Source organism: Sessilibacter sp. MAH3 (assembly GCF_054658275.1).
This window is the reverse complement of sequence record NZ_BAAGIE010000014.1, coordinates 51,569-72,956: the sequence shown is the minus strand read 5'-3', so window position 1 is coordinate 72,956 and position 21,388 is coordinate 51,569. Positions and strand designations below refer to the sequence as shown.

Below are 21,388 nucleotides of genomic sequence, written 5' to 3'. Positions count from 1 at the left end.
ATCAACTGCATGATTAGGTTTTGCAATATTGGTGGTAAATTGCAAAAAAGTCGCGAAAATGCTGCAAAAATAATTAGGCAGGTTCGGTTTGTATTTCTATTGTATTTATTGACCCAGATTTAGGTATCACCGAAACGATATCGCGATTCACAGAGATGTTAGATTTATGATGGGTTTCTATTAAATATAATGGCCTGCGTTTAACTTCTTCAAACATTCGCCCTAGATATTCACCAAACACACCCATAAACATTAATTGCAAGCCACCCAAAAACAGCATTACCACCATTAATGACGGGTATCCTGCAACAGGATCGCCCCAAAGTAGCGTTTTTAAAATAATAACCATGCCGTAAATAAACGCACCCAATGCCAGTAATCCACCAATGTAACTGGCCATGCGTAGCGGTAGCGTTGAAAATGCTGTAATTCCGTCGAGGGCGAAATTCCAGAGTTTCCAATAATTGAACTTGGTATCTCCGGCAGCGCGTTCGGGTCGCTCATAGGTAACTTCCGCTTGTGGGTAACCTACCCACGCAAACAGCCCTTTCATAAAGCGGTTGGTCTCGGGTAGTTTTCGTAACGCCAATACAGAACGACGAGAAATTAGTCGAAAATCGCCGGTATTTTCGGGAATTTCTACTCGGCTTAATTTTCCCATGCAGCGATAAAACCATTGCGCTGTTTTGCGCTTTACATAGGTATCGGTATCACGCTTAGTTCTACGCGCAAATACACCATCATAACCCTCTAACCATTTTTCGATCATTACGGGAATTAATTCAGGTGGGTCTTGAAGATCGGCGTCAATAAAAATAACTGCGTCACCGTCGGCTTTATCTAATCCCGCTGACATCGCGGCTTCTTTACCAAAGTTGCGACTTAAATTGATGTAAGAAATTCTCGAATCTTTTTTGGCTAAGACTTTAATTATATCCAGCGTATTGTCTTTACTGCCGTCGTTTACAAACAGTATTTCCGCGCCAACTTTGAGGTTACTAATAATAGGATTAAGCGTTTTATAAAATGTCTCCAGTACTTCGCTCTCGTTATAGGCGGGAACTACAATAGTGACATACATATTCTCAATCCTTTTTTGATATGAAGACTATACTTTTATTAAGTAAGTAACCTAGTACGAATACGATTCCCGTAGCTACTACTTGCGCTACAATGTAATTAATCGCTAAAACGCGTGTAAATATCGCCATTAACAGTAAATTTGCAAGAAACATCAAACAGGCTACAAGAAACGACTTCCACAAAGTTTCTCGGTAATTTATCTCACTTTTAAACGTTACTTTGTGATTAAAATGGTGGTTAAAAATGGCGCCGAGAATAAAGCCAACGGAGGTACCTATTTCGATTGGAGCACGCATTAGCTCAACAAAAATAATAAGTACCAAATAATGTAAAGCTGTGCCAAAAGCGCCAACCAATCCGTATTTAATAATTTGCATGATACATCTCTGCTTTTTTGGTTCTTGCGCTGTCGCTTTGCCTATAACCGTTTACAACCGCTTATAAATTTCTACCGGCCACCAGCCGTCAAAATCAGCTAAAAACTCATACTGCTCATCAATCAGTGTACAGGTGCTGTCTAGGTTTTCTACCAGAGTTTCTATACACAATCCTTTATCGGCGATTATAAAGTCGGGATTGCTCGCTAACAATGTCACATAGTATTCGTCTGCGACGAGCACCCCCGATTCTTCTAACTTGGGAATATGGTTGGGAAAGACGTATTTTTGAGTGTAATGCATATTGTTAATAAATAGATACGCGGGCGTTGTTAATATAGAGGCAACCAAATCATTTTTTCCGATATTTTTTGCCATAAACTCAAACGCTTGATGCGATTCTTTTGCTTCTACTCGGTTTAAATGATGGTTAATAACGCGTTCAGATCCGCTTACCATGTAACCGAACAGCGAGATACATAAGCTAAAAACCAACACATTTTTGAGTTTAGTATCATTACTGCTTTCAAAGGCGACGGCCGCCAAAATCGCCAGCGGCACTAAAACAAGTACCCAGTAATGATTAAAAAAACTTCGCGAAATCACCGCGGCAATTACGCCAGCAACGCCTGTTATTACTGAGAAAATAACGGCTTGAAATTTTTTGTCTCTATAATGCCAACCGGAAGATAACGCTGCTAATACTACAGGGACAAACGGAATTACCCAGTAAAAGCCTTTTTCTATAACGTATTTCTTATTAATAGGATATTGATAGCCGCTTAAAAAGGTTTTTTGATCTTGGAAATATTCCTGAATTAAGTTACCACCAGAAATCCAATCCGCTATAAATGCGTAGTAGATCAACAGATTACCAACCACAAAGCCTAATAAAACCCAAGCACTGATTTTGATGACTGATATAAACGAACGTTTGTTTATTAATAAGATTGTGATAAACGCTAAATACGCGAATAATCCCAAAAAAGAAAATAAATAGTTAATTGAAAACCCTAATGCCACTAATAAACCATTGCACACCAATAATCCGTTATGAATAACCGGTTTATCATTGGGATATAGTGTATAAATTCGGAAAATAACGGCAATTATTGCCGTTTGGAATATTTCTGTATTGCCGGCTGCGCCAGCCAAACCCAGGGGAAAAGCCAAACATACTGTAATTGCAGTGAAAATGGCAGAGTTGGAAAATCGTAATTTTTTTAAGCCATAATAAAGACAGCTACAGATAATTAAAATAGCACACAAAGTTCCTATGCGAATTGCAAAAAAGTTAACACCAAAAGCCAGAAAAAAAGCTGCGTATAGATAATAAATGCCTAGCGGTTTGTGATCAAAGACGTCTTGATAGGGCAGACTTCCATTTAATAAAGATTTTGCAACAAGTGCATACATGGTTTCATCTTGGTCGATAACCTCGACAAATCCATTTAGAAATAAAATAATTATTGCCAGAGAGCAGGTTATAGCTATTGGCACCATAACCAGGGAACTAGAATAAAGATGTGTTATTTTCGTTTGATTTACTAACGAAAAATGATTAAGCACTAGAACACACTCCTTTGTATTGTTTGTATTATCCCTATATCAGTTTATGGACGGAACCTTTTATAGGAACCTCTGATTAACTCACCCATGATTTAGTCAGAGGGCAGAAATTGAAAATGCGATTTCCAATTTCTTCACAATTTCAATCACTTACCGTTCTTGAAATTGGCGACACATCCTTGTGTCGCGAGAAACTCTAGGTTAATCAGAGTTTCCTATAAACATAACATTTTACAGACGGCATCTTTTTACAAACTGTATTTTTAACGACTGCATCTTTTACAAATTATACTTTTACGGATGCCATCTTTTGCGTAAAAAAACCATTACCAAATTACTGAAATAATTTACATTTGATAAATGCGTTTTGTTCGGTCTATTTTTTGAGGAGATTTTATTAACGTTGTGCGTTCATGAGTACATCTGAGTAAGTGAATAAATACTATCTAACATTTTAAACAAGCGTCAACAATAACTGAGGTTATATGCATACTGTTTCGTTATTAAATTCTACTTTTATTGTGCGATCTAGTTGTAGTTAGGTAGAATCACTTGTGATGGCGTCGATTAGCTTGCCACCGATTTTTCTGTTGACATATGCCAACTTTACGATTTACAGCATTTTTGACAATTTCCAAAAAATTATCGCTATCGAATTTGATTATGCCTTTTTTGCGTCTTTAAAACGTCAAGGCAATATAGGGTTTTCTTTTATCGTCTTAATGTTTTTCCATAAGTAACGATTTATCACTCAGTTCACCGTGTGTTTCGATTCTACTTGCCCACAGGCGTGAGTTATTCTATCTTCTTCATACAGTGGTTATGAAATTCATGCATCTTGAATTCATTTTATACAATACAAAAACACTAAGGAATTACCATGTTGGAAGGCTGTCGCACCGCACAAGAACGCTGGGGCGGAGTAAATGAAATTATTGATCGTTGGCTGGCAGAGCGTCAGGAGCTTTTGGTTCTGTTTTGCAGCTTAAGTGGTGTTAAATCTTTCCAAGACAGCGATCCTGAGTACGGCCCTAAGATATTAAAGCTGTGTCAGCTGTTGGTAGATTACGTTTCGGCCGGTCATTTTGAAGTTTACGAGAACTTAATCGAAGAAGGCCGTCACTTTGAGGATACAGAAGGTCTAAAAAAGGCCGCCGATTATTATCAAACCATCGATAAAACCACCGAAAGCCTGCTCGATTTTAACGATAAATACGCCGAAATCGATGATTTAAGCACTCTAGTTGGAGATTTATCGATTATGGGCGAAACGCTTGCCCATCGCTTTGAGGCGGAAGATCAAATGATTGATGTCTTGCACAATGCCCATAAGCACGAAGCCTTATCAACCGAAAAGTCTTCTTGATATTTCATCGAGCGTTATTGTGGCGCTCGAATTTTCTCCCTTATTGCCTGCCTACCCGACTTATTGTTTTTCTTTTCTCGCCCGAGCTTATCGCTTGAATTGTTGCCCATTTTCTAAATGATATATTTTTACTGGACACTCTGAATAATTTTGTGCTTTTGCCGATAACTCTGATTATTGTTATGAGAGTGGTTCGGATGTCTGTTCGAGTTTCTGCACACATAGTTTGGCTCGTGTCGCTCAGCTTTTGCTTAAGCGGCTGTTTTGAAGCGTCGCCTAAACGCTCGGTTGAGGTTGCCAAGCAGGGCCTTTATAGCGCCTCTTTGAGTCGTGACGGTTCTCATGCGGTAGTTGGTTCGATCTATCACGGTGCCAGCCTGTGGGAGAGTAAAGGTGAGCGAATTTTTAATTGGAACCACACTCAGGGCAACTATTCAGAAATTGTTGCTACGGCGTTTTCCCCGGAAGGAGCCTGGGCAGTAACCGCAGAAGAGTCAAACTTTGTGCTCTGGTCAACCACCTCAGGGAAAGCAAGTGCTTATTTACAACTTCCTGCGGAACCGATGGATTTGGCGGCCTCAAATCAGGCTGATTTAGTCGCGGCGGCTCTCAACAATAATACCGCTGTTGTCTATGCGGCCAAAAAAAGCTCTTTAGTGCGTACTCTGCGCCATCAAGATACAGTATTGACTATCGATATTAGCGATGACGGCCAATTGGTATTGACCGGCTCAGAGGATGACTTTGCAATATTATGGGATTTGTCGACGGGAAAAAAAGTCCTGGAGAAGCGCTACGAAGACGACGTGGTGGATGTTGCCTTGAGTCCCAGCGGTAGAACGGCTTTTGTGGTTGCTCAATACGATAAGGCCGAGATTTGGAACACCACCAACGGCAAGACCTTAACGACCTTACCTTTGAGTGCCCAGCGTTTAGCACGCGGCAGCCGCTTCACCACGGCCGCCTTCAGTGACGATGATCGACTCCTGCTTACCGGTCGTCCCGACCAGATCGTGCAGTTATGGTCGGCCGAAACCGGCAAGTTGCTAGAAACCTGGAAACTGCCAAAACGCGATGCGTGGCGACCCACCTCTGCATCGGTGTTAGCGGTTAGCTTCGCTAAGCAAAAGGGCGTTTTTTACGCGGTTGCCTCCAATGGATACCTGCACGAACTCCGACAGTAGTGCTTAGGCGACCTCTAATATTTTATCGACCAGTTTATCGATACCTTCTTTGGCTTCAATCATGTTTTCGGCCAGCATATAAGCCGGTGTGGTCGCGAGCTTGTTGTTTTCATCGTAAGTAAACTCGCGCGCGCCACAGTCTTGGTGATCGCCGCCCAATTCAGCGATTGCCTTGGCGGTGTCTAGATCACGGCCAATGGTACATTTTACGCCCGCGCCACAAATTGCGGCGGCCATTACCGGGGAGATGCATATCAAACCAATGGGTTTACCAGCTTCATGAAAACGCTTGGCGAAGGCTAAAAACTCTTCATTGACCTGTAAACCAACACCGTTTACCGCAAAATCACACAGATTTTTTGCCGCGCCAAAACCACCGGGAACGATTAGCGCATCAAAATCTTCGGCCTTGGCCTCAGATAAAGGCTGAATATCACCACGCATGATTCGTGCTGCCTCAACCAAAACATTTCGGGTTTCACCTTTGGCAACTTCGCCACTGAGATGATTTACAACGTGCAATTGCTTGATATCCGGCGCGAAAGCCTCGATACGTGCGCCAGCTTCGTTTAAACGCAGCAATGTAAATACCGACTCGTATATCTCGGCGCCGTCAAAGACTCCGCAACCGGACAATACTACCGCTACTTTTTTACTCATGTGTTGCTTCTCCAAATTCAGGAATGACGATAATTTGAAAGATAATTAGGTACTTAAACGGACGAAAAGCACTCAAAGAATAGATGTTCTTATAGATTTCCTATTAACATCTATCGCCCATTATTAGCAGGCAAGCGGCGCCGTTCTTGTAGACACATTCTACAAGTAACGCAATTTGCTTTTACGGAAAGGGAATTATTCTGGCTGAAGCAATGATCCGGCTTCAATCCAAAACGTTAAATCATCAACTTTTTGATTTAATTCGATCATTTGAGTGTGCAATAAACCGAACTCTTCATTTAATGCATCGGTGACTGTGTTTTGTTCTGATTTATCGCGTTTGAGTTGTTTGCGAATTGCCACGGCTTTTTCAATAACTGAGTCGGCAGCGTTATTAATGTCAGCCATTTGTTGCTTAAGGCTACCGGTTTCATCAAACTCTTGAGACTTCGACTCCGATCGAAACCATAATTTTCCGGCACGCTTAAAGGAATCGGTCTGTTTTTGTAAAGCTTTGGCCGCGGATTTTAACTCTTTTGTGCATGTATCGGCCTGTGCCGAGGCATCACTGCATTGCACAACAATTCGCTCGGCTGCGGTTAACTCATCTTGGTAATTGCCGAGGCTGTTAATGTAAATTTCTTGACGTTGAAAACCTAGCGATTCTAAAGACCAGATATAACCAGTCTCGCAACCACTTAAGCAAGCTACGCACAACAACACAAACCACCGAGACATATTTTTAACCCTGAACACTTACGGTTTTAATACCATCAATTAAAACAAGACCAACATTTAAAACGAGGCAATGCAGGCGCTAGTGTAACTGCATCAATGGAGGATACAAGCACGTCTTGTATCTAATCGTTACGGTTAGAAAACGTAAATGTGACTACGCCCAGAAGGCCGCGCTGTATCAGGTCAAGATCAGTCTTGTTTGCAATACATAACACGGCTTAACCTAACGCTTCTGACGGCGCGGTAGGTTTTGTTAATATTATACACAAACAGTAATTGACGCTTTAACTCGAATAAAAATCGCCGGATCAGTTACCGTTCGCTGCACACATTAAGGAGGGTTAATCGGAGTTTCCTTTAATAGCAGGTTTTTAAAATAGAGGTTATTGCTGTGACAAAAAATGTGATGCATTCTTCCGCAATTTATTCAAAGGTCAGAATTTAAAATACGATTTTCAATTTTTCATGATTTCAAATACTTGCTGTTTTTGAAATTGCCGGCACATCCTTGTGTTGCTGGAACCTCTAGGTTAATCAGTGCTTCTTAAAAAATGGGTAATCGAATGCTCAAACCAACGGTGATACTGCGCGCATCCTCGTAATCACTGGAATCGGCCGCCAGAAACAAATCGAGATAAGGTGTTATTAAACGCAAGTCGATTGCCTCTGTCTCAAATTGGTAGCCACCGACAATACCCCAGCGCCCCCAATCGGCCCCCAATGCAAGCCGTGGGTATAAATATTCTTCAACCTGTTTAACTTCGCCAGTAAGCGAGAGGTTTTTATAAAAATTATAAGTGATCTCGTACCTGCCGCGAAAAGGCAAGGTTTGCGTAAAGTCGCGAAAACTCTCAATTCCAGACAACAGTGGAACTGCTTGCAGACGACCTTCATCGTCAAAAATAACGTTATTAGTATTGGCTCTGGCTTGCGTAAAGGTTACGTCGTTCCATTGAATTTCGGAATATAAATCTACAAAGTCGAGTGCGGCATATAATTTATCATTAATTTTCCAATAGGCTGAAAAATCAATGCTATAACCTTTTCCAGAAATGGTTTCTTGTTCGCGATCCAACAAAATATCTTCTTCGTAAATATAGTTCAGTAATAATTCACCCTCGTAATCACCTTGTTCATCAACACTCACCTCTCCTCGTAAATAACCACGCGTAACAGAATCAGCATCGAGATAATTTATGGTTGGCGTTAGGATTACATTTTTATGAACCTGAAAACTTTTGGCCAACGAAATACCATTGGCTTGAATATGATTTGGTTCAAGATTAATGTGGTAGGTGCGATCGATAGGGAAGGGTAAATCGTTTTCTTCGCGATACACCAATTCTACGGTGTCGGAATTAAATTCGAGCAAATAATCGTAACGTGTAAAAACCGCTACTTCCCAACTGCCAAAATGGCCACCAATCGCTGCTTTGTTAAAGGTAAAAGCCACTTCACCAGAATCTGGCTCTGGGCCTTCAAAACTGTCGATTAATTGTTTAATGGCTGCGGGTTCGCTATAAGAAAAACTTTCGACCTCAATAAAGATTCCACTGTCTTTTTTTACGATATGATCTTTGGCATTTACTGGCTGAACAACCGCCAACAACACCAGCATTAAAATTTGGCAAGAGAAACAACTCTTCTTCATAGAAAATGTACCAACAATTACGTTAATTATTATTAATGAAAACGCCGATTAACCCATCGTTTCTGACGACGCATGGATATGCCGTCAATTTCAAGAGCGGTAAGAGCTTGAAATGTCCGTCTTCTGAATAAATCATCGATGAGTCGATCAGAGGTTCCCAGAGGCTTTTCTTTAACTTTAGCCGACGTGCCTTATTCTGCCGTTTAAATTAAAAAATAATCTTCGCAGCTGTTTTGAATTTAATAAGTTAAATACAAAAATGAGCAGAGATAAAAAAGGACGCTTGCACGTCCTTTTTAGAGGGGTAGTAAATTTATTAATTGAACAATGAATAGAAAACACTGATTAACTTAGAATTTCCAGCAACACAAGAATCTGTCGCCAACTTCAAGAACGGTAAGTTCTTGAAGTTGGGAGGAGATTCGAAACTGCATTGTCAATTGCTGTCTTCTGATTAAATCGTGATGAATTAATCAGAGATTTCTACAGTGACTCGAAGACGCCATCAATATAATTGATTGTTACCAAGCCATTATCGTTTTCTTCAATTAAACCGTACACAGTTCCGTTGAGACTGATCGAACCCGAAATCACGCCGTCTAAATCTTCCGCCAAAGTAATTTCGACGTCGTCTTGGTTAACGATGGTAATTTCACTGGGTGTAGTCGTGAGCGTTGTTAGATCTAACCCGAATTGCAATTGCACTTCATCGTATGAAATAGCCGCGGTTGTTGTTGCGGTATCTAACCCTGTACGTTCGCCAACAAGTAATACGGAGACATCGCTCAACACGCCGTCGAGATCAAGCACAAAACCAAGGCCAAAGGTAACATCAACAAAGCTGTCTTCGGTTTCACCTAAGCAGTCTTCAGACAAAGTTAACACGCCTGTCGCTAGATCAACGCTTTCAGTTTCTACACAACTAAATAATAGGCCCGTTGCATCACCATTAACGGTTAAAGAAGCCGTTAAACTTTCGCCAGACGCGTTTGCGAACTCTCCAGATAAAGCCAGTGAGACCTGACCTACCGCAAGGCTTTCGCTGAACTCGGTAATAAAGGCAAGTCCTGTACTGTCGGAGCTATCGACGATCGCACCCAAGAACTCGCTATCGCTACCGGTAATTTCGTTGCTATCGAATGATATTGATCCTTCGAAGGTGACTGGATTATCAAGCGTTAATTGCGCAATTTCCACATCCAAAGACAAACCGACGTTGGTGGCTTCATATTGTGACTCTAAGCCTGCACCAGACAATGTTGTGCCATCGCCTAAATCTTCCGAGACCAAACCAGCGTCGGTATCGGTAATTGTTAGCGCAACATTTGCGGTGCCGCCGGTGATGGAGACAGAAACAACACCTGCGACTCCAGCGCTGCCGCTTACATCTAAGGTCACATCAACTTCGGTGGTGATTGAGTCGGATGTGCTAACAGATGGGTCTACGGTATCCATTGAATCAATGGCGCCGCCGTCGTTAGTGGTTTGGCCAATGGTTTCGGTCAATGTGATATTACTCGCCACAGCTTCAAGCGATACGGGTACGCTCACTTCGGTGAAGTCGTCCACCAAGACAACAACGTCTTCATCAACCGTGTAGGTATCTTCGCTGATAGCAACCGTAATACCGGTGATTAAATCAACGTATTGCGAATCAGTGGATTGTTGAAGTTCGATAAACTCAACGGCACGTGCAATTGCTTGAGACGCGAGAGATAAAGCCTCAAGAGATTGAAGAGTACCGTCGCTGATTGCGTCACCGGCAAGGCTCAACTCATCCGCAAACGTATTAAAGCTAGTTACGTCAAAGCTAGTTACCAAGGTACGAACATCCGATACCGCGTCTTTCGCAAGCTGCAATTCAGTTGCATCCACGCTGTCGTCCGGTGTACCACCGGTGGGGTCTGTACTGCCGTTGCCAGCGATCATTGCTTGCGTATCGATTGCGGTTTCAAGAGAACCCAAATCAACATTTAATCCAGCATCGGCAAGCAGCATTTGCACGCTATCGATAACAACGGAAGCTCCCAATAAAACGTCTTCTAACGTGATACCAGGCGCACCGTCGATTTCGGTATCGGCAAGGCCGCCATTGTCAACATATTGATTAGCAAAAGCTTGTACCGCTTGCGCAATAGAAACCCCACTGTTGTCACTCAGTATCGCTTGTACAATTGCCGCGTTGTACAAGTTGTACTGCAACGAACTTTGTTCGGCGGAGGCGACATCGGCCGGGTTGGTGACATCAACCACATCAAATTCGGTAACACTGCCAGATAGACCAAAGCGATTGGCGACGCTGGTGTTGGCGTTATTAATCGCCGCTAAAATATCGGTTTCGGTACCCATGGCAAAATTAGCTAATGCAAGCTGACTGGCCACTGTTGTTAGCGGTGTAACCGCAACAGAAACAGTATTAGCGGTAACTTCTGGTAATACGGCGTCTAATTCAAAATCTTCAAGAGGAAAATCATCACCAAATGCGATACCTGTTCCGCAACCGGCGGATAAGTCGCAACGCATCATGGTGCTGCCGTCACTTGCGGCTGTAATACGAACGGCGACGGGACCACCCGAATAATTCGTAAGCTCAATACTATCGTAGCTACCCGTGCTATCGGTTACACCGGTTCCTAAAACCGTGTTGGTATCAATATCGCCACCGGTAATGGGATAAACGGTTACTACACCGTTAATCACGATGCCTTTGGCTGCTTCGCCAAACACAGACACCGGTGTAGAACTGCCGGAGTTGCCACCGCCACCACCGCTACTGCATGCACCTAGTGTCAGTGCCGCCACCGAAATTGAACACGCCAACAGCGATTTTTTATTTATTATTTTTCTCAACATTCCAACCATCTATTTTCTCCTAGAGTAATTACGAGATTTCCCTGGCCCCAAAACAGGCACCAAAATAACTCGAGATATAGGTGTGAATTACCCAACTGTTTGGGAAGTCTTTTAGGTATAGATCACAGATCCAATAGAGCCCAGCTTGTGAAAAAAAAATATAGTTTTATTTAACTTATGGTCGGCTTGGTATAAGAATTAAAAAAATAAACGGCGGGGTTTCAGACGAAACATTTTTTTAGGAAGGTTCTTTTAAACACTGTAGCCATTTTTTTGACTTAATAGAAACTACCATTTGTAGAAAATTTTAATATATTAAGATGCTTGTTAATGGCTTCCTAAAACAGCGCCTATTATTAAAAGACTTTTATTAAAGAGCTTTTACTAAAGAGCTTTTACCAAGGAACCTTTAGGAAGCTCTGATTAACTCATCCATGATTTAATCAGAGCACAGAAATTGAAAATACGATTTCCAATTTCTTCACAATTTCAATCACTTACGGTTCTTGAAATTGGCGACACATCCTTGTGTCGCTGGAAACTCTAGGTTAATCAGAGTTTCCTTTATTTATCGTTTGTTCAAGATACGTCGTTGTATTTACGACGCCTACCACAAACCTACTTGTACAAAAATTCAAAATTTTGAGTGTTGATGGAATGAATGTGGAAAACGATATTTCGATTTATTTTTTACGGGAAATTATTTTTTAATATAATTTAAGAGTGATGAATATAATCATCACTTCGCTAGTTTAAATAGATTCTTGAAAGGGATTCGTGAAATAGTTAATCAGTGATTAACGTACTATTTTTCCATTTTTTAAAATAATTGAATTAATCCCTGAAAATTAATCCGGTTAATACTTCGTAACTTGTCTAAAATTTTTTAATTTCAGAAAATTTATTTTTATACATTCATTCAAGCTGGCACTGTGTGTTATTATTTCATCAGGACATCTTAATTATCACTTATACCATGGAGGTTACCAATGCGGTCGCTATTACTTTATATTTTGGTTAGTCAATATCTTAATCCAACACCATCTCATTCCCAGCGTAAAAATCATCGCAACGAAGAAGATTACATTTAGAGATTCAGATTTCACGTTTATTTCTCGCCAATTAGTTAGCAAAAAATTATCGAAATATTAAGATCCGTACGAACCGACTGAAGGTCTACGTTGTGTAGGTATGTCGGTGAGATATACACCCGGTGATGTGTCGATTGAATAACACATGTATTTACCGGGTGCTGCTCGAAAGGTTGCGAGTAACCTATAGGAGTCTTTGATTAACGTATTTACCATTTAATCAAAGCTAATCGTTTACAATAGAATTTTTAATTTCTCTACAATTTCAATAGCGTATTGTTAGTGAGATTGATGCACGAATTCGTGCAATTAAAAATTCAGGATAAATCAAAAACTCCTATACGTTTAACGCTTGGTGAAAATTAAATCCCAAACACCATGCCCTAAATTTTCGCCACGTTGTTCAAACTTGGTTTTTGGCCGGTGCTCTGGCCGCTCGCAATAATCCTGAGTTAAGCTGGTATTAACGATACGAGTTTCTTCTGTTAACACTTCAAGCATTTGCTCAGCGTATTCTTGCCAGTCGGTTGCAAAATGATAGCAGCCACCGGTAATTAATTTCGGCAGGGTTGCATTAATAAAATTGGGCTGAATAATTCGTCGTTTATTGTGCCTCTTTTTATGCCATGGATCAGGAAAATACACCTGTAATCGACTGATGCTATCATCAGGAATGCAATCCTCTATCACATCATTAGCATCAGCCATAAATACTTTTAAATTTTTAACACCGGCTTTTTGCGCACTGTTAATTAATCGTCCTACACCAGGAGGATGAACTTCAATTCCGATAAAATTTTTCTCAGGCTCATTAATACACATATCAAGCAGTGAGTCGCCCATACCGAATCCGATTTCTACAACCAACGGGCCAACATTGGGAAAGGTTTTTTCCAAATCTATTCGACCCGAAAACAAGCTCAAGCCAAACTCGGGCCACGCGGATTCAAAGCCGCGTTTTTGACTGTCTGTCATTCTGCCTGCGCGAATGACAAAACTGCGAATGGATTTTTCTTTAAATTCCGGTTTAGTGGGGTATGAAATATCTGACATGAAACGTAATTCAGTAAAAAATTAGTCGATAAAAGTAAGATCAGTTTTAATTAGGTGAATGAATAACATCACCCAACCTAACATAAACGATAGACCGCCGAGTGGTGTAACCGGGCCGATCCAACGAGGCGCGCCCAAGGCAATCGCGTATAAACTTCCCGAAAACAAAATAATTCCGGCAATAAAAAAGAATCCGCTTAATTGCGACCAACGACTTACCGGCTTCAATACTGCCAACGCAACAATAAATAGCAGCGCAAGAATGTGATAAAAATGGTACTGAACACCGGTTTGATAGGCGCTAAGCAGCACTTCAGGAATCTTGCCTTTTAAGCCGTGAGCACCAAAGGCACCCAGAATGACTGCGACAAGACCGTTGAAAGCGGCAAATAAAGCGAAAAATTTAGTCATTATTTAGAACACTGTGAATATGCATCTAGACGAACATCTGTCACTGACGAAACTGTTCGAGCAAATGGACTGTTCGATTTGGGGCGGGATCATACTCTAGTTTACGACCGAATAGGTCATTATTGAGCAATTACTCGGTGTACAGACATAAAAAAAGCCGTGCAAGCACGGCTTTTTCAGTATTTACCACACATCAAGATTAGGCTTCGATTATGGTACGCACCTTTTTCATAGCGTTCTTTTCGAGCTGTCGAATACGCTCGGCAGAAACACCGTATTGAGCCGCAAGATCATGCAAGGTGGACTTCTCGTCACTCAACCAACGTTGCTGCAAAATGTCGCGGCTACGCTCGTCAAGTTGCTCAATGGCAGACTCTAGGCTGTTAGTGCTGCTTTCTTCCCAATCTGCGTCTTCTAGTTGAGTGGCCGGATCGTAGCGGTTATCTTCTAGATAATTAGACGGAGCTTGAAATGCAACTTCATCGTCGTCATCAACACCGGCGTCAAAGCCCATATCGGTACTGGCAAGACGGCCTTCCATCTCGCGAACGTGTTTCACTTCGACGTTCAGATCTTTTGCTACGGCTTCAGCTTCGTCATTGGTTAACCAAGCTAGGCGTTTTTTGGCGCCGCGAAGGTTAAAGAATAACTTGCGCTGAGCCTTGGTAGTGGCGACTTTAACAATGCGCCAATTGCGCAAGATGTATTCGTGTATTTCTGCTTTGATCCAGTGAACCGCAAACGATACTAAGCGCACACCTTTTTCAGGGTTGAAGCGCTTAACGGCTTTCATTAAGCCAACGTTGCCTTCTTGCACAAGATCAGATTGGTTCAGACCGTAACCGCTGTATGACTTGGCGATGTGAACCACAAAGCGAAGATGCGCTAAGACTAATCGACGCGCCGCTTCTAAATTTTCTTCATAGTATAACTGCTCTGCCAGCTGCTTTTCTTCCTCGGCAGAGAGAATTGAGAAGTTGTTTACGGCCTGAATATACGCGTTCAGATTTTGCCCTGGAGCAAGAACGTGTAAAGGCTGTAAGTTATTTCCCATGAATACCTCCAAAGTAATGAGGGAAGAATCGTAACACTAGTTAGTTAGAACGCCAAAATTTTGGTAGTTCACCTAAGAACTTGAAATACCTGACAAATATGCTTTGGATCAAGTCTTGGGACGATTCTTTAAATTTCAAGGTCTTTTGGCAATTTTTTTATAAATATGTGCTTTCAACTGGGCTTAATTGCCGCCAAGTGGCGCGATACCGCGACCCAAGCACCTAAAGAGCCTAGCACACATGCGCCAAATACCAAGATGGCACTATCGGTAGCACTCAAACCATGCACTTGATAAGACGAGCCATAAAGCTCGGTCAACCGAGTGATTGGGCCATCCAACCAAATTTGCGCGGCGATAACAATCAACAACGCTAGGAATCCACCGCCTAAACCGTACCAAAATCCGGTGTAAAGAAACGGTCTACGCACAAAAGCGTTAGTAGCCCCGACGAGCTTCACGACCACAATCTCGTCTTTACGACTGGCGATCGCTAAACGGATGATATTACCAATCACCAAGATGACCGATAAGCCCAATATAGCGGTCATTGCAAACACGATTCGTTGTGCCAAAAGCGCGAACTGCTGGAGCCTCGCTACCCATTGTAAATCCAATTGAATGGAATCAACGATGGGGTTATTACTAAGCTCGTCTTTTAACGGCTCTAAAAGATCAACCCGTGTTTCTTTTGGACTGATGACTATGACGCTTGGTAGCGGATTTTCATCGAGCGAATTTAAGATATCGCCAAAACCCGACACCTTTTGAAATTCGATAAGCCCTTGCTGTGCGTCGATATACTCTAGTTCATCGATATTTTCGCGGCTTCTAAGTGTTTTGATGAGCTGCTCGATCGCGGTATCCGATGCTTTTTTATTGAGATACACGGTCATTTTTGCGGGACGATCCCAGTTTTCAGCCTGACTCTGCACATTTATTAAACCCACGTACAAGATGGCCGGAAGGGCAAGAGCGATGGCAATGACAAGGCAAGTTAGCAGGCTCTGGGCAGGAACCGACAATAAACGCTCCAGAGAACTGCGCGCACTATCAACGTGATGCAGTCCGTAAGCATTTAGCTGTTCTTGCCATCGGGTTCTGCTTTGAGTGGCTCCGGCTGAGCTAGCACGAGACGCTTTTTTGGGTTCATTGGTGCGTTGACTTCTTGTAGATTTAGAATCGCGAGAAGCCGGTTTATTGGCGTGGCGAGACAAAAAACTTTCCGTCTTTTGTGATCGTGAATTTGCTGAGCCTTGGTTTTTAGCTCGGTCGGTTTTCGGCCCTAACATGTGCGCACATCCATTCTTTACAATATGGCCAAATTAATCTTGAAAAGTCGCCGGATTTGAGGCCGCGGGTCTTGAGGCAGACAAGATGTCATCGTGCACCAGCTTGCCCTCCGATAGGCCCAGTACCCGCCGACCCATGGCACGAATCAAAGCAATATCATGGCTGGCGATAAGAACCGTTACTCCAACTTGGTTAAATTGCAGAAAGAGTTTCATTACTTCTGCCGAAAGTTCAGGATCAAGATTACCCGTTGGTTCGTCTGCCAGCACCAAAGACGGTTTATTAACCACAGCTCTGGCAATACCAACGCGCTGTTGTTCACCACCGGATAGAGAAATAGGGAATTGTTTTTCTCTGTCGAGCAGATCAACCTTATCTAAGGCCGCGCGTACTCGACGGCCAATTTCTCGACCGCGTAAACCGGCAATCTGCAAGGGTAGTGCGACGTTATCGAAAACATTGCGATCGGCGAGCAATTGGTGATTCTGAAAGACTACGCCAATATCACGACGCAGATACGGGATTTGTCGGTCTCGAAGCTGGGTTAAGTTTTGTCCCTTAACCCAAACTTGGCCGCGTGTAGCTCGCTCAATCAGCATGACCAATTTAAGAAGCGTACTTTTACCGGCGCCAGAGTGACCGGTTAGAAAGGCAAATTCCCCCGTTTTTAATTCAAAACTGAGTTCACTTAATGCATCGCGGCTACCGTACTTTTTACTGACGCGGTCAAATACAATCATAATGGACTAGCTTGGTTCTCTGGAAAACAAAGCCGCAGTAAAATCTTTTGCAGAAAATGGTTGCAAGTCATCAACGCCTTCACCCACACCTACAAATCGCACGGGAATATCAAAACGCTTACAAAGCGCGTAAATAACCCCGCCCTTAGCTGTACCATCCAGTTTGGTTAACGCAAAACCGGTAACGCCCACGGCTTCGTGAAATTGCTGAGCTTGGTTTAGTGCGTTCTGTCCGGTACCCGCATCGAGCACCAGCAAAACTTCGTGCGGCGCGCTGACATCAAGCTTGGCCATCACGCGCTTCACTTTTGATAGCTCATCCATCAAATTGCTTTTGTTGTGCAGTCGTCCGGCGGTATCGGCAATAACCACGTCGATATTTCTCGACTTGGCCGACTGAATCGCATCAAAGATCACCGAGGCGCTATCGGCACCGGTGTGCTGTGCAATCACTGGCACATTATTGCGCTCACCCCAAACCTGTAACTGCTCAACCGCAGCCGCACGAAAAGTATCGCCAGCGGCCAAGGCAACCGATTTACCTTCATTGATAAAACGTTTGGCCAACTTGCCAATGGTCGTGGTTTTACCCACGCCATTTACGCCAACAACCAACAACACGAAAGGCTGCTTAGTGGTGTCGATAACCAGTGGCTTATCGGCTCCGTCCAGAACTTGTGTAAGGTGAGCTTGTAACGCTTGATAAACCGCATCACCGTCTGTGAGCTGCTTACGTTCAATACTTGCGGTTAAACCATCGATAATTTCTGACGTTGCCTCGATACCGATATCGGCGCTCAATAACAGCGTTTCGATTTCTTCAAGCAGCTCGTCATCGATTTCTTTTTTACCAAGCAACAGATTTGCAAGACCATTGCTGAGCGTGTTACTGGTGCGTGTTAAGCCAGATTTAATGCGTTGGAAAAAGCTCTTTTTCGCGGGTTTTTCTTCAACCGGCGCAGGAGCCGTAACAGATTCAACCACCGCCGATGATTCAAGCTGAGCATCAACGGGGGTTTCTTCAGGAGTATTCTTTTTCGATTTACGTTTAAAAAACATGAGTTTTATGGATAATCTCTGCAAGATGAAGGTTACGCAACTGGTTTACCTTCTTGATAGTTAGTGGAAATTTGCAGCAAATGTCGGGCATTTTAATACGAACTTCTGCGCCCACGCTAAGGGCATATGCTACCACTGAACAGGCTAATCTCAGAATTTTTCATGGCTAAATCAATTTCTGTCACTTTAACCGGCACGCGTTACCAAGTGACCGACATCAATCGCCGCCTCGGCAATATAAAGTGGCTTTCACGCTTAGACAATTTCGGGGCAAAAAAGCCGTGACGCGTCGCTCTGTTGGCAAGCCCAAAACTCAAAATCCCACGAAACACTCTCCGCCGAGCCAATCCGCCTCTAGCCTGCGCATTATCGGCGGCAAGTGGCGCGGTCGAAAATTGGATTTCATGGAGGTCAATGGGCTGCGGCCAACTGGTGACCGAGTCAGAGAGACCCTGTTCAATTGGCTGCAATTTGAAGTTCCTGGTGCCAATGTCCTCGATTTATATTCCGGCTCTGGAGCGCTTGGATTTGAAGCGCTTTCAAGGGGCGCCAATCAAGTCGTCATGTTAGAGCTGGATAATCAGGTGTGTCGTAAACTCGGTGCACATTTGCAGGAGCTTGGTTGCAGTAACGGGAAAATTATCGCCACCGATACGCTAGCTTGGCTCGACGCTGTCGATATCGCGCAAACAGGAACATTCGATATTATTTTTTGCGATCCCCCGTTTGCGAAAGATCTCTGGCAGCGTACATTAGAAATCATTGAGCAAAAACAGCTGCTCAAAGAAGAAGGCTTTCTTTATTTAGAAGCACCCAAAAATCACAACCTAGTTCTCAGCAATCACTGGCAAATACATCGCCAGAAGTCTGCGGGTCAGGTTGAGTTTTACTTACTGAGTGCCGCCGCACATTAAGACGAAAAGTGAACTTGTACCAATTACTTAAATTGGTACTATTCTCGCCCCGAAAAACTGGGTGTAAAAGTGAATAATAAAGGAGCCCCAGCATGAAAAAAGTTGTCTATCCGGGCACTTTTGACCCAATTACCAACGGTCATATCGATCTCGTTGAGCGGGCCTGCCGACTGTTTGATCATGTTGTAGTCGCGGTTGCTGCAAACCGCAGAAAAAATCCCCTGTTCACCATGGAAGAACGGGTTGAACAAGCGCGATTGGTTCTGGCGCATCTTGATAACGTTGAGGTTATCGGTTTCGATGTATTATTGGCGAAAATGGTCGAAGAGCAAAACGCGCAAGCGGTTATGCGCGGGCTGCGCGCCGTGAGTGACTTTGAATACGAATTTCAGCTTGCCAATATGAATCGCGCTCTGTCTCCCAAAATGGAGAGTTTATTTTTAACACCCGCCGAGCATCTCAGCTATATTTCATCGTCTTTGGTTCGCGAAATTGCTTCATTAGGCGGCGACGTCAGCAAATTTGTGCCACCTATTATTGCTCAGTGCTTAAAAGATAAATTTTCGGAGAGTTAAATCTCCGCGTTAGCTCTGAGGCGCAACCATCAGAGCTAACACTACTTTTGACAGATGTTGCAGTACACCGTTGAGCGATTGGCGATACGAATTTCTTTTAATGGTTTCGCACATCGACGACAAGGTTGATCGCCACGCCCATACACATTGAGTTTTTGCGCGAAATATCCTGGCTTGCCATCCCCACCCGTAAAATCGCGTAAGGTTGTTCCACCTTGGGTAATAGCACGTGATAAAACTGCTTTGATCTCATCCACCAGAAGTTGATACTGAGGTTTAGTAACCTTTCCCGAAGCCTTATCCGGTTTTATTCCGCTCGCCCAAAGTGCTTCGTTCGCATAGATGTTGCCAACACCGACAACAACTTTGCTGTCCATAACAAAGGTTTTAATTGGAACCTTGCGGCCGCGAGATTTTTGGAAAAGATATTCCCAGTTAAATTCGCCCGTCAGAGGTTCTGGCCCAAGATGCGCAAGAAGCTCATGCTCTTGCACCGGATGCTCTGACCAGAGCAGTGCACCGAAGCGCCTGGGGTCGTTAAACCTTAAGGTGGTGCCATCGGCCATACGTAAATCAACATGCTCGTGAATTTTCGGCTCAGGTACCTCGCCCGGTAATAAAATTCTCAAAGAACCCGACATCCCCAGATGCCACAGTGCCACTCCGCGTTCGAATTCAAACAATAGGTATTTACCTCGACGAGAAATATCGAGCAGTTTATGGCCCTTTATCTCACGGGGCAGAATATCTGGAACCGGCCAGCGCAACTTGCCATTACGAACGGTTAATTCCCGTACTTTTTTACCAACCAAATGCGGCGCAATACCAAGCTTTGTGGTTTCTACTTCGGGTAACTCAGGCAAGAAAACTTCCTTCTATAAACAGGGGCGGTTTTAGAGATCTCAAAACTTCTCAGGTATTAATCGCAGAGCAAGATCTTAGATGTTCCGGTGCTTAAACCACGATCATCACTAACAAGCACGTTTTGCGGATTGTAATAACCAATACCCAAGCACCAGATAAGGCAAGTTGGTGATTATAGGGTTAAAGGCTGCCAGCATAATATGCGGTGTTAGAACTAGCGCCATCACCACTAACAATAAAAGCGCGACAAGATTTACAATCAACACCACAATATTGCGATACGCAAAAAATACCAACACACCAAAAAGCACCTCAAGTAACCCCACCAATTTAATGAGCAGATAAGTCGTGTTGACACTAAATCCCAGCTGGGCCGTGATTTCGAGTTCTACCGGTGCGACACGCATCAATTTGGGGACCAAGCCTTGATATATCCACATAAACGCCAATACAAATCGAGCGCAAAGCAATGGCGTAAGTTGTCTCATGATCAATTGACCCTCTTGTTACGCTAACCCTGTTACGGTGACTCTGTTACGCGAATTCGGACTTCTGAATCAAACCTCAGGAAAATTCTCTCCGCAATCGATAGGAAAATACCCAAAGCACTAGTTCTTAAATAAACGGATGTTTGTTCGTATATTTTTATGAGATAAAAAGCTCAAATCGACGCAGTCAATATCTGTGCATAACTTTTATTGCAAGCGAGAAAAAAGACGTTTTTTAACGAAAAAATACTTGCAATTATCCAATAAACACAAAGGTGCTACACCAATGAACTCGCCTAGTATAAGAGCAAGGTACTAAGTGTATTCAAAAGAAATAACAAGACTTATTCAAATCAAAAATCTAC

19 protein-coding genes are annotated in these 21,388 nt (G+C 43.0%); 4 read left to right on the top strand and 15 right to left on the bottom strand.

All coding sequences use genetic code 11. From position 1 onward, the window contains the following. Positions 1 to 73: 73 nt before the first annotated feature. Genes ACYQ2C_RS10480 through ACYQ2C_RS10470 form a run of 3 tightly spaced genes read right to left on the bottom strand, consistent with a single transcriptional unit; the run spans position 74 to position 2,876 of the window. The gene (locus tag ACYQ2C_RS10480) at positions 74 to 1,081 is read right to left on the bottom strand and encodes a glycosyltransferase family 2 protein (protein ID WP_460052419.1); all 1,008 of its coding nucleotides are present in this window, start codon (positions 1,079 to 1,081) and stop codon (positions 74 to 76) included. A 4-nt stretch (positions 1,082 to 1,085) separates the two neighbouring features. Further along, entirely contained in the window at positions 1,086 to 1,460 is a 375-nt protein-coding gene (locus ACYQ2C_RS10475) for a GtrA family protein (protein WP_460102370.1), read from the bottom strand. Between the two features lie 51 nt (positions 1,461 to 1,511). After that, positions 1,512 to 2,876, bottom strand: coding sequence for an ArnT family glycosyltransferase (locus ACYQ2C_RS10470; protein ID WP_460102368.1), 1,365 nt, complete (start codon positions 2,874 to 2,876; stop codon positions 1,512 to 1,514). A gap of 1,033 nt (positions 2,877 to 3,909) precedes the next feature. Here ACYQ2C_RS10470 and rsd point away from each other — a divergent pair. Continuing rightward, positions 3,910 to 4,395 (top strand): sigma D regulator, encoded by a 486-nt coding sequence (gene rsd / locus ACYQ2C_RS10465; protein WP_460049017.1) that lies wholly within the window; start codon positions 3,910 to 3,912, stop codon positions 4,393 to 4,395. 197 nt (positions 4,396 to 4,592) lie between these two features. Beyond that, a complete protein-coding gene (locus ACYQ2C_RS10460; RefSeq protein WP_460102366.1) occupies positions 4,593 to 5,579 on the top strand; it encodes a WD40 repeat domain-containing protein in 987 nt (328 codons plus the stop codon). 3 nt (positions 5,580 to 5,582) lie between these two features. On the opposite strand, the gene elbB is transcribed toward ACYQ2C_RS10460, so the two are convergent. The 10 genes from elbB to ftsY all read right to left on the bottom strand — a co-directional run bounded on the left by elbB (position 5,583) and on the right by ftsY (position 18,182). Then, positions 5,583 to 6,239, bottom strand: a complete 657-nt coding sequence (gene elbB, locus ACYQ2C_RS10455; RefSeq protein WP_460102363.1) for an isoprenoid biosynthesis glyoxalase ElbB — start codon at positions 6,237 to 6,239, stop codon at positions 5,583 to 5,585. Positions 6,240 to 6,434: 195 nt separating this feature from the next. Next, positions 6,435 to 6,977, bottom strand: coding sequence for a hypothetical protein (locus tag ACYQ2C_RS10450; RefSeq protein ID WP_460102361.1), 543 nt, complete (start codon positions 6,975 to 6,977; stop codon positions 6,435 to 6,437). A 544-nt stretch (positions 6,978 to 7,521) separates the two neighbouring features. After that, the gene (locus ACYQ2C_RS10445; protein ID WP_460102359.1) at positions 7,522 to 8,628 is read right to left on the bottom strand and encodes a hypothetical protein; all 1,107 of its coding nucleotides are present in this window, start codon (positions 8,626 to 8,628) and stop codon (positions 7,522 to 7,524) included. 483 nt (positions 8,629 to 9,111) lie between these two features. After that, positions 9,112 to 11,490, bottom strand: a complete 2,379-nt coding sequence (locus tag ACYQ2C_RS10440) for a hypothetical protein (RefSeq protein WP_460102357.1) — start codon at positions 11,488 to 11,490, stop codon at positions 9,112 to 9,114. A gap of 1,427 nt (positions 11,491 to 12,917) precedes the next feature. Beyond that, positions 12,918 to 13,625, bottom strand: coding sequence for a tRNA (guanosine(46)-N7)-methyltransferase TrmB (gene trmB / locus ACYQ2C_RS10435; RefSeq protein ID WP_460102354.1), 708 nt, complete (start codon positions 13,623 to 13,625; stop codon positions 12,918 to 12,920). A 21-nt stretch (positions 13,626 to 13,646) separates the two neighbouring features. Next, on the bottom strand, positions 13,647 to 14,036 hold the full coding sequence (locus ACYQ2C_RS10430; RefSeq protein WP_460102352.1) for a DUF423 domain-containing protein: 390 nt from the start codon (positions 14,034 to 14,036) through the stop codon (positions 13,647 to 13,649). A 199-nt stretch (positions 14,037 to 14,235) separates the two neighbouring features. Then, positions 14,236 to 15,090, bottom strand: a complete 855-nt coding sequence (rpoH, locus tag ACYQ2C_RS10425; protein WP_460049026.1) for an RNA polymerase sigma factor RpoH — start codon at positions 15,088 to 15,090, stop codon at positions 14,236 to 14,238. Between the two features lie 173 nt (positions 15,091 to 15,263). Then, the gene (gene ftsX / locus ACYQ2C_RS10420; protein ID WP_460049027.1) at positions 15,264 to 16,382 is read right to left on the bottom strand and encodes a permease-like cell division protein FtsX; all 1,119 of its coding nucleotides are present in this window, start codon (positions 16,380 to 16,382) and stop codon (positions 15,264 to 15,266) included. A 33-nt stretch (positions 16,383 to 16,415) separates the two neighbouring features. Next, complete coding sequence (ftsE, locus tag ACYQ2C_RS10415) at positions 16,416 to 17,123, bottom strand: cell division ATP-binding protein FtsE (protein WP_460102348.1); 708 nt, start codon at positions 17,121 to 17,123, stop codon at positions 16,416 to 16,418. 6 nt (positions 17,124 to 17,129) lie between these two features. Further along, complete coding sequence (ftsY, locus tag ACYQ2C_RS10410) at positions 17,130 to 18,182, bottom strand: signal recognition particle-docking protein FtsY (protein ID WP_460049030.1); 1,053 nt, start codon at positions 18,180 to 18,182, stop codon at positions 17,130 to 17,132. Between the two features lie 281 nt (positions 18,183 to 18,463). On the opposite strand from ftsY, the gene rsmD reads away from it, so the two are divergent. Beyond that, complete coding sequence (gene rsmD / locus ACYQ2C_RS10405) at positions 18,464 to 19,096, top strand: 16S rRNA (guanine(966)-N(2))-methyltransferase RsmD (RefSeq protein WP_460102345.1); 633 nt, start codon at positions 18,464 to 18,466, stop codon at positions 19,094 to 19,096. Positions 19,097 to 19,188: 92 nt separating this feature from the next. Continuing rightward, on the top strand, positions 19,189 to 19,671 hold the full coding sequence (gene coaD, locus ACYQ2C_RS10400; protein WP_460049033.1) for a pantetheine-phosphate adenylyltransferase: 483 nt from the start codon (positions 19,189 to 19,191) through the stop codon (positions 19,669 to 19,671). Between the two features lie 41 nt (positions 19,672 to 19,712). On the opposite strand, the gene mutM is transcribed toward coaD, so the two are convergent. Both mutM and ACYQ2C_RS10390 read right to left on the bottom strand, forming a co-directional pair. Next, the gene (gene mutM / locus ACYQ2C_RS10395; protein WP_460102343.1) at positions 19,713 to 20,534 is read right to left on the bottom strand and encodes a bifunctional DNA-formamidopyrimidine glycosylase/DNA-(apurinic or apyrimidinic site) lyase; all 822 of its coding nucleotides are present in this window, start codon (positions 20,532 to 20,534) and stop codon (positions 19,713 to 19,715) included. A gap of 108 nt (positions 20,535 to 20,642) precedes the next feature. Continuing rightward, complete coding sequence (locus tag ACYQ2C_RS10390; RefSeq protein WP_460102341.1) at positions 20,643 to 21,023, bottom strand: DoxX-like family protein; 381 nt, start codon at positions 21,021 to 21,023, stop codon at positions 20,643 to 20,645. Positions 21,024 to 21,388: the final 365 nt, after the last annotated feature.

Excerpts from the sequence above, each read along its gene's own strand:
- ACYQ2C_RS10480 (WP_460052419.1), bottom strand. The coding sequence starts at position 1,081 with ATGTATGTCACTATTGTAGTTCCCGCCTATAACGAGAGCGAAGTACTG.
- ACYQ2C_RS10475 (WP_460102370.1), bottom strand. The coding sequence starts at position 1,460 with ATGCAAATTATTAAATACGGATTGGTTGGCGCTTTTGGCACAGCTTTA.
- ACYQ2C_RS10470 (WP_460102368.1), bottom strand. The coding sequence starts at position 2,876 with ATGTATGCACTTGTTGCAAAATCTTTATTAAATGGAAGTCTGCCCTAT.
- rsd (WP_460049017.1), top strand. The coding sequence starts at position 3,910 with ATGTTGGAAGGCTGTCGCACCGCACAAGAACGCTGGGGCGGAGTAAAT.
- ACYQ2C_RS10460 (WP_460102366.1), top strand. The coding sequence starts at position 4,593 with ATGTCTGTTCGAGTTTCTGCACACATAGTTTGGCTCGTGTCGCTCAGC.
- elbB (WP_460102363.1), bottom strand. The coding sequence starts at position 6,239 with ATGAGTAAAAAAGTAGCGGTAGTATTGTCCGGTTGCGGAGTCTTTGAC.
- ACYQ2C_RS10450 (WP_460102361.1), bottom strand. The coding sequence starts at position 6,977 with ATGTCTCGGTGGTTTGTGTTGTTGTGCGTAGCTTGCTTAAGTGGTTGC.
- ACYQ2C_RS10445 (WP_460102359.1), bottom strand. The coding sequence starts at position 8,628 with ATGAAGAAGAGTTGTTTCTCTTGCCAAATTTTAATGCTGGTGTTGTTG.
- ACYQ2C_RS10440 (WP_460102357.1), bottom strand. The coding sequence starts at position 11,490 with ATGGTTGGAATGTTGAGAAAAATAATAAATAAAAAATCGCTGTTGGCG.
- trmB (WP_460102354.1), bottom strand. The coding sequence starts at position 13,625 with ATGTCAGATATTTCATACCCCACTAAACCGGAATTTAAAGAAAAATCC.
- ACYQ2C_RS10430 (WP_460102352.1), bottom strand. The coding sequence starts at position 14,036 with ATGACTAAATTTTTCGCTTTATTTGCCGCTTTCAACGGTCTTGTCGCA.
- rpoH (WP_460049026.1), bottom strand. The coding sequence starts at position 15,090 with ATGGGAAATAACTTACAGCCTTTACACGTTCTTGCTCCAGGGCAAAAT.
- ftsX (WP_460049027.1), bottom strand. The coding sequence starts at position 16,382 with ATGTTAGGGCCGAAAACCGACCGAGCTAAAAACCAAGGCTCAGCAAAT.
- ftsE (WP_460102348.1), bottom strand. The coding sequence starts at position 17,123 with ATGATTGTATTTGACCGCGTCAGTAAAAAGTACGGTAGCCGCGATGCA.
- ftsY (WP_460049030.1), bottom strand. The coding sequence starts at position 18,182 with ATGTTTTTTAAACGTAAATCGAAAAAGAATACTCCTGAAGAAACCCCC.
- coaD (WP_460049033.1), top strand. The coding sequence starts at position 19,189 with ATGAAAAAAGTTGTCTATCCGGGCACTTTTGACCCAATTACCAACGGT.
- ACYQ2C_RS10390 (WP_460102341.1), bottom strand. The coding sequence starts at position 21,023 with ATGAGACAACTTACGCCATTGCTTTGCGCTCGATTTGTATTGGCGTTT.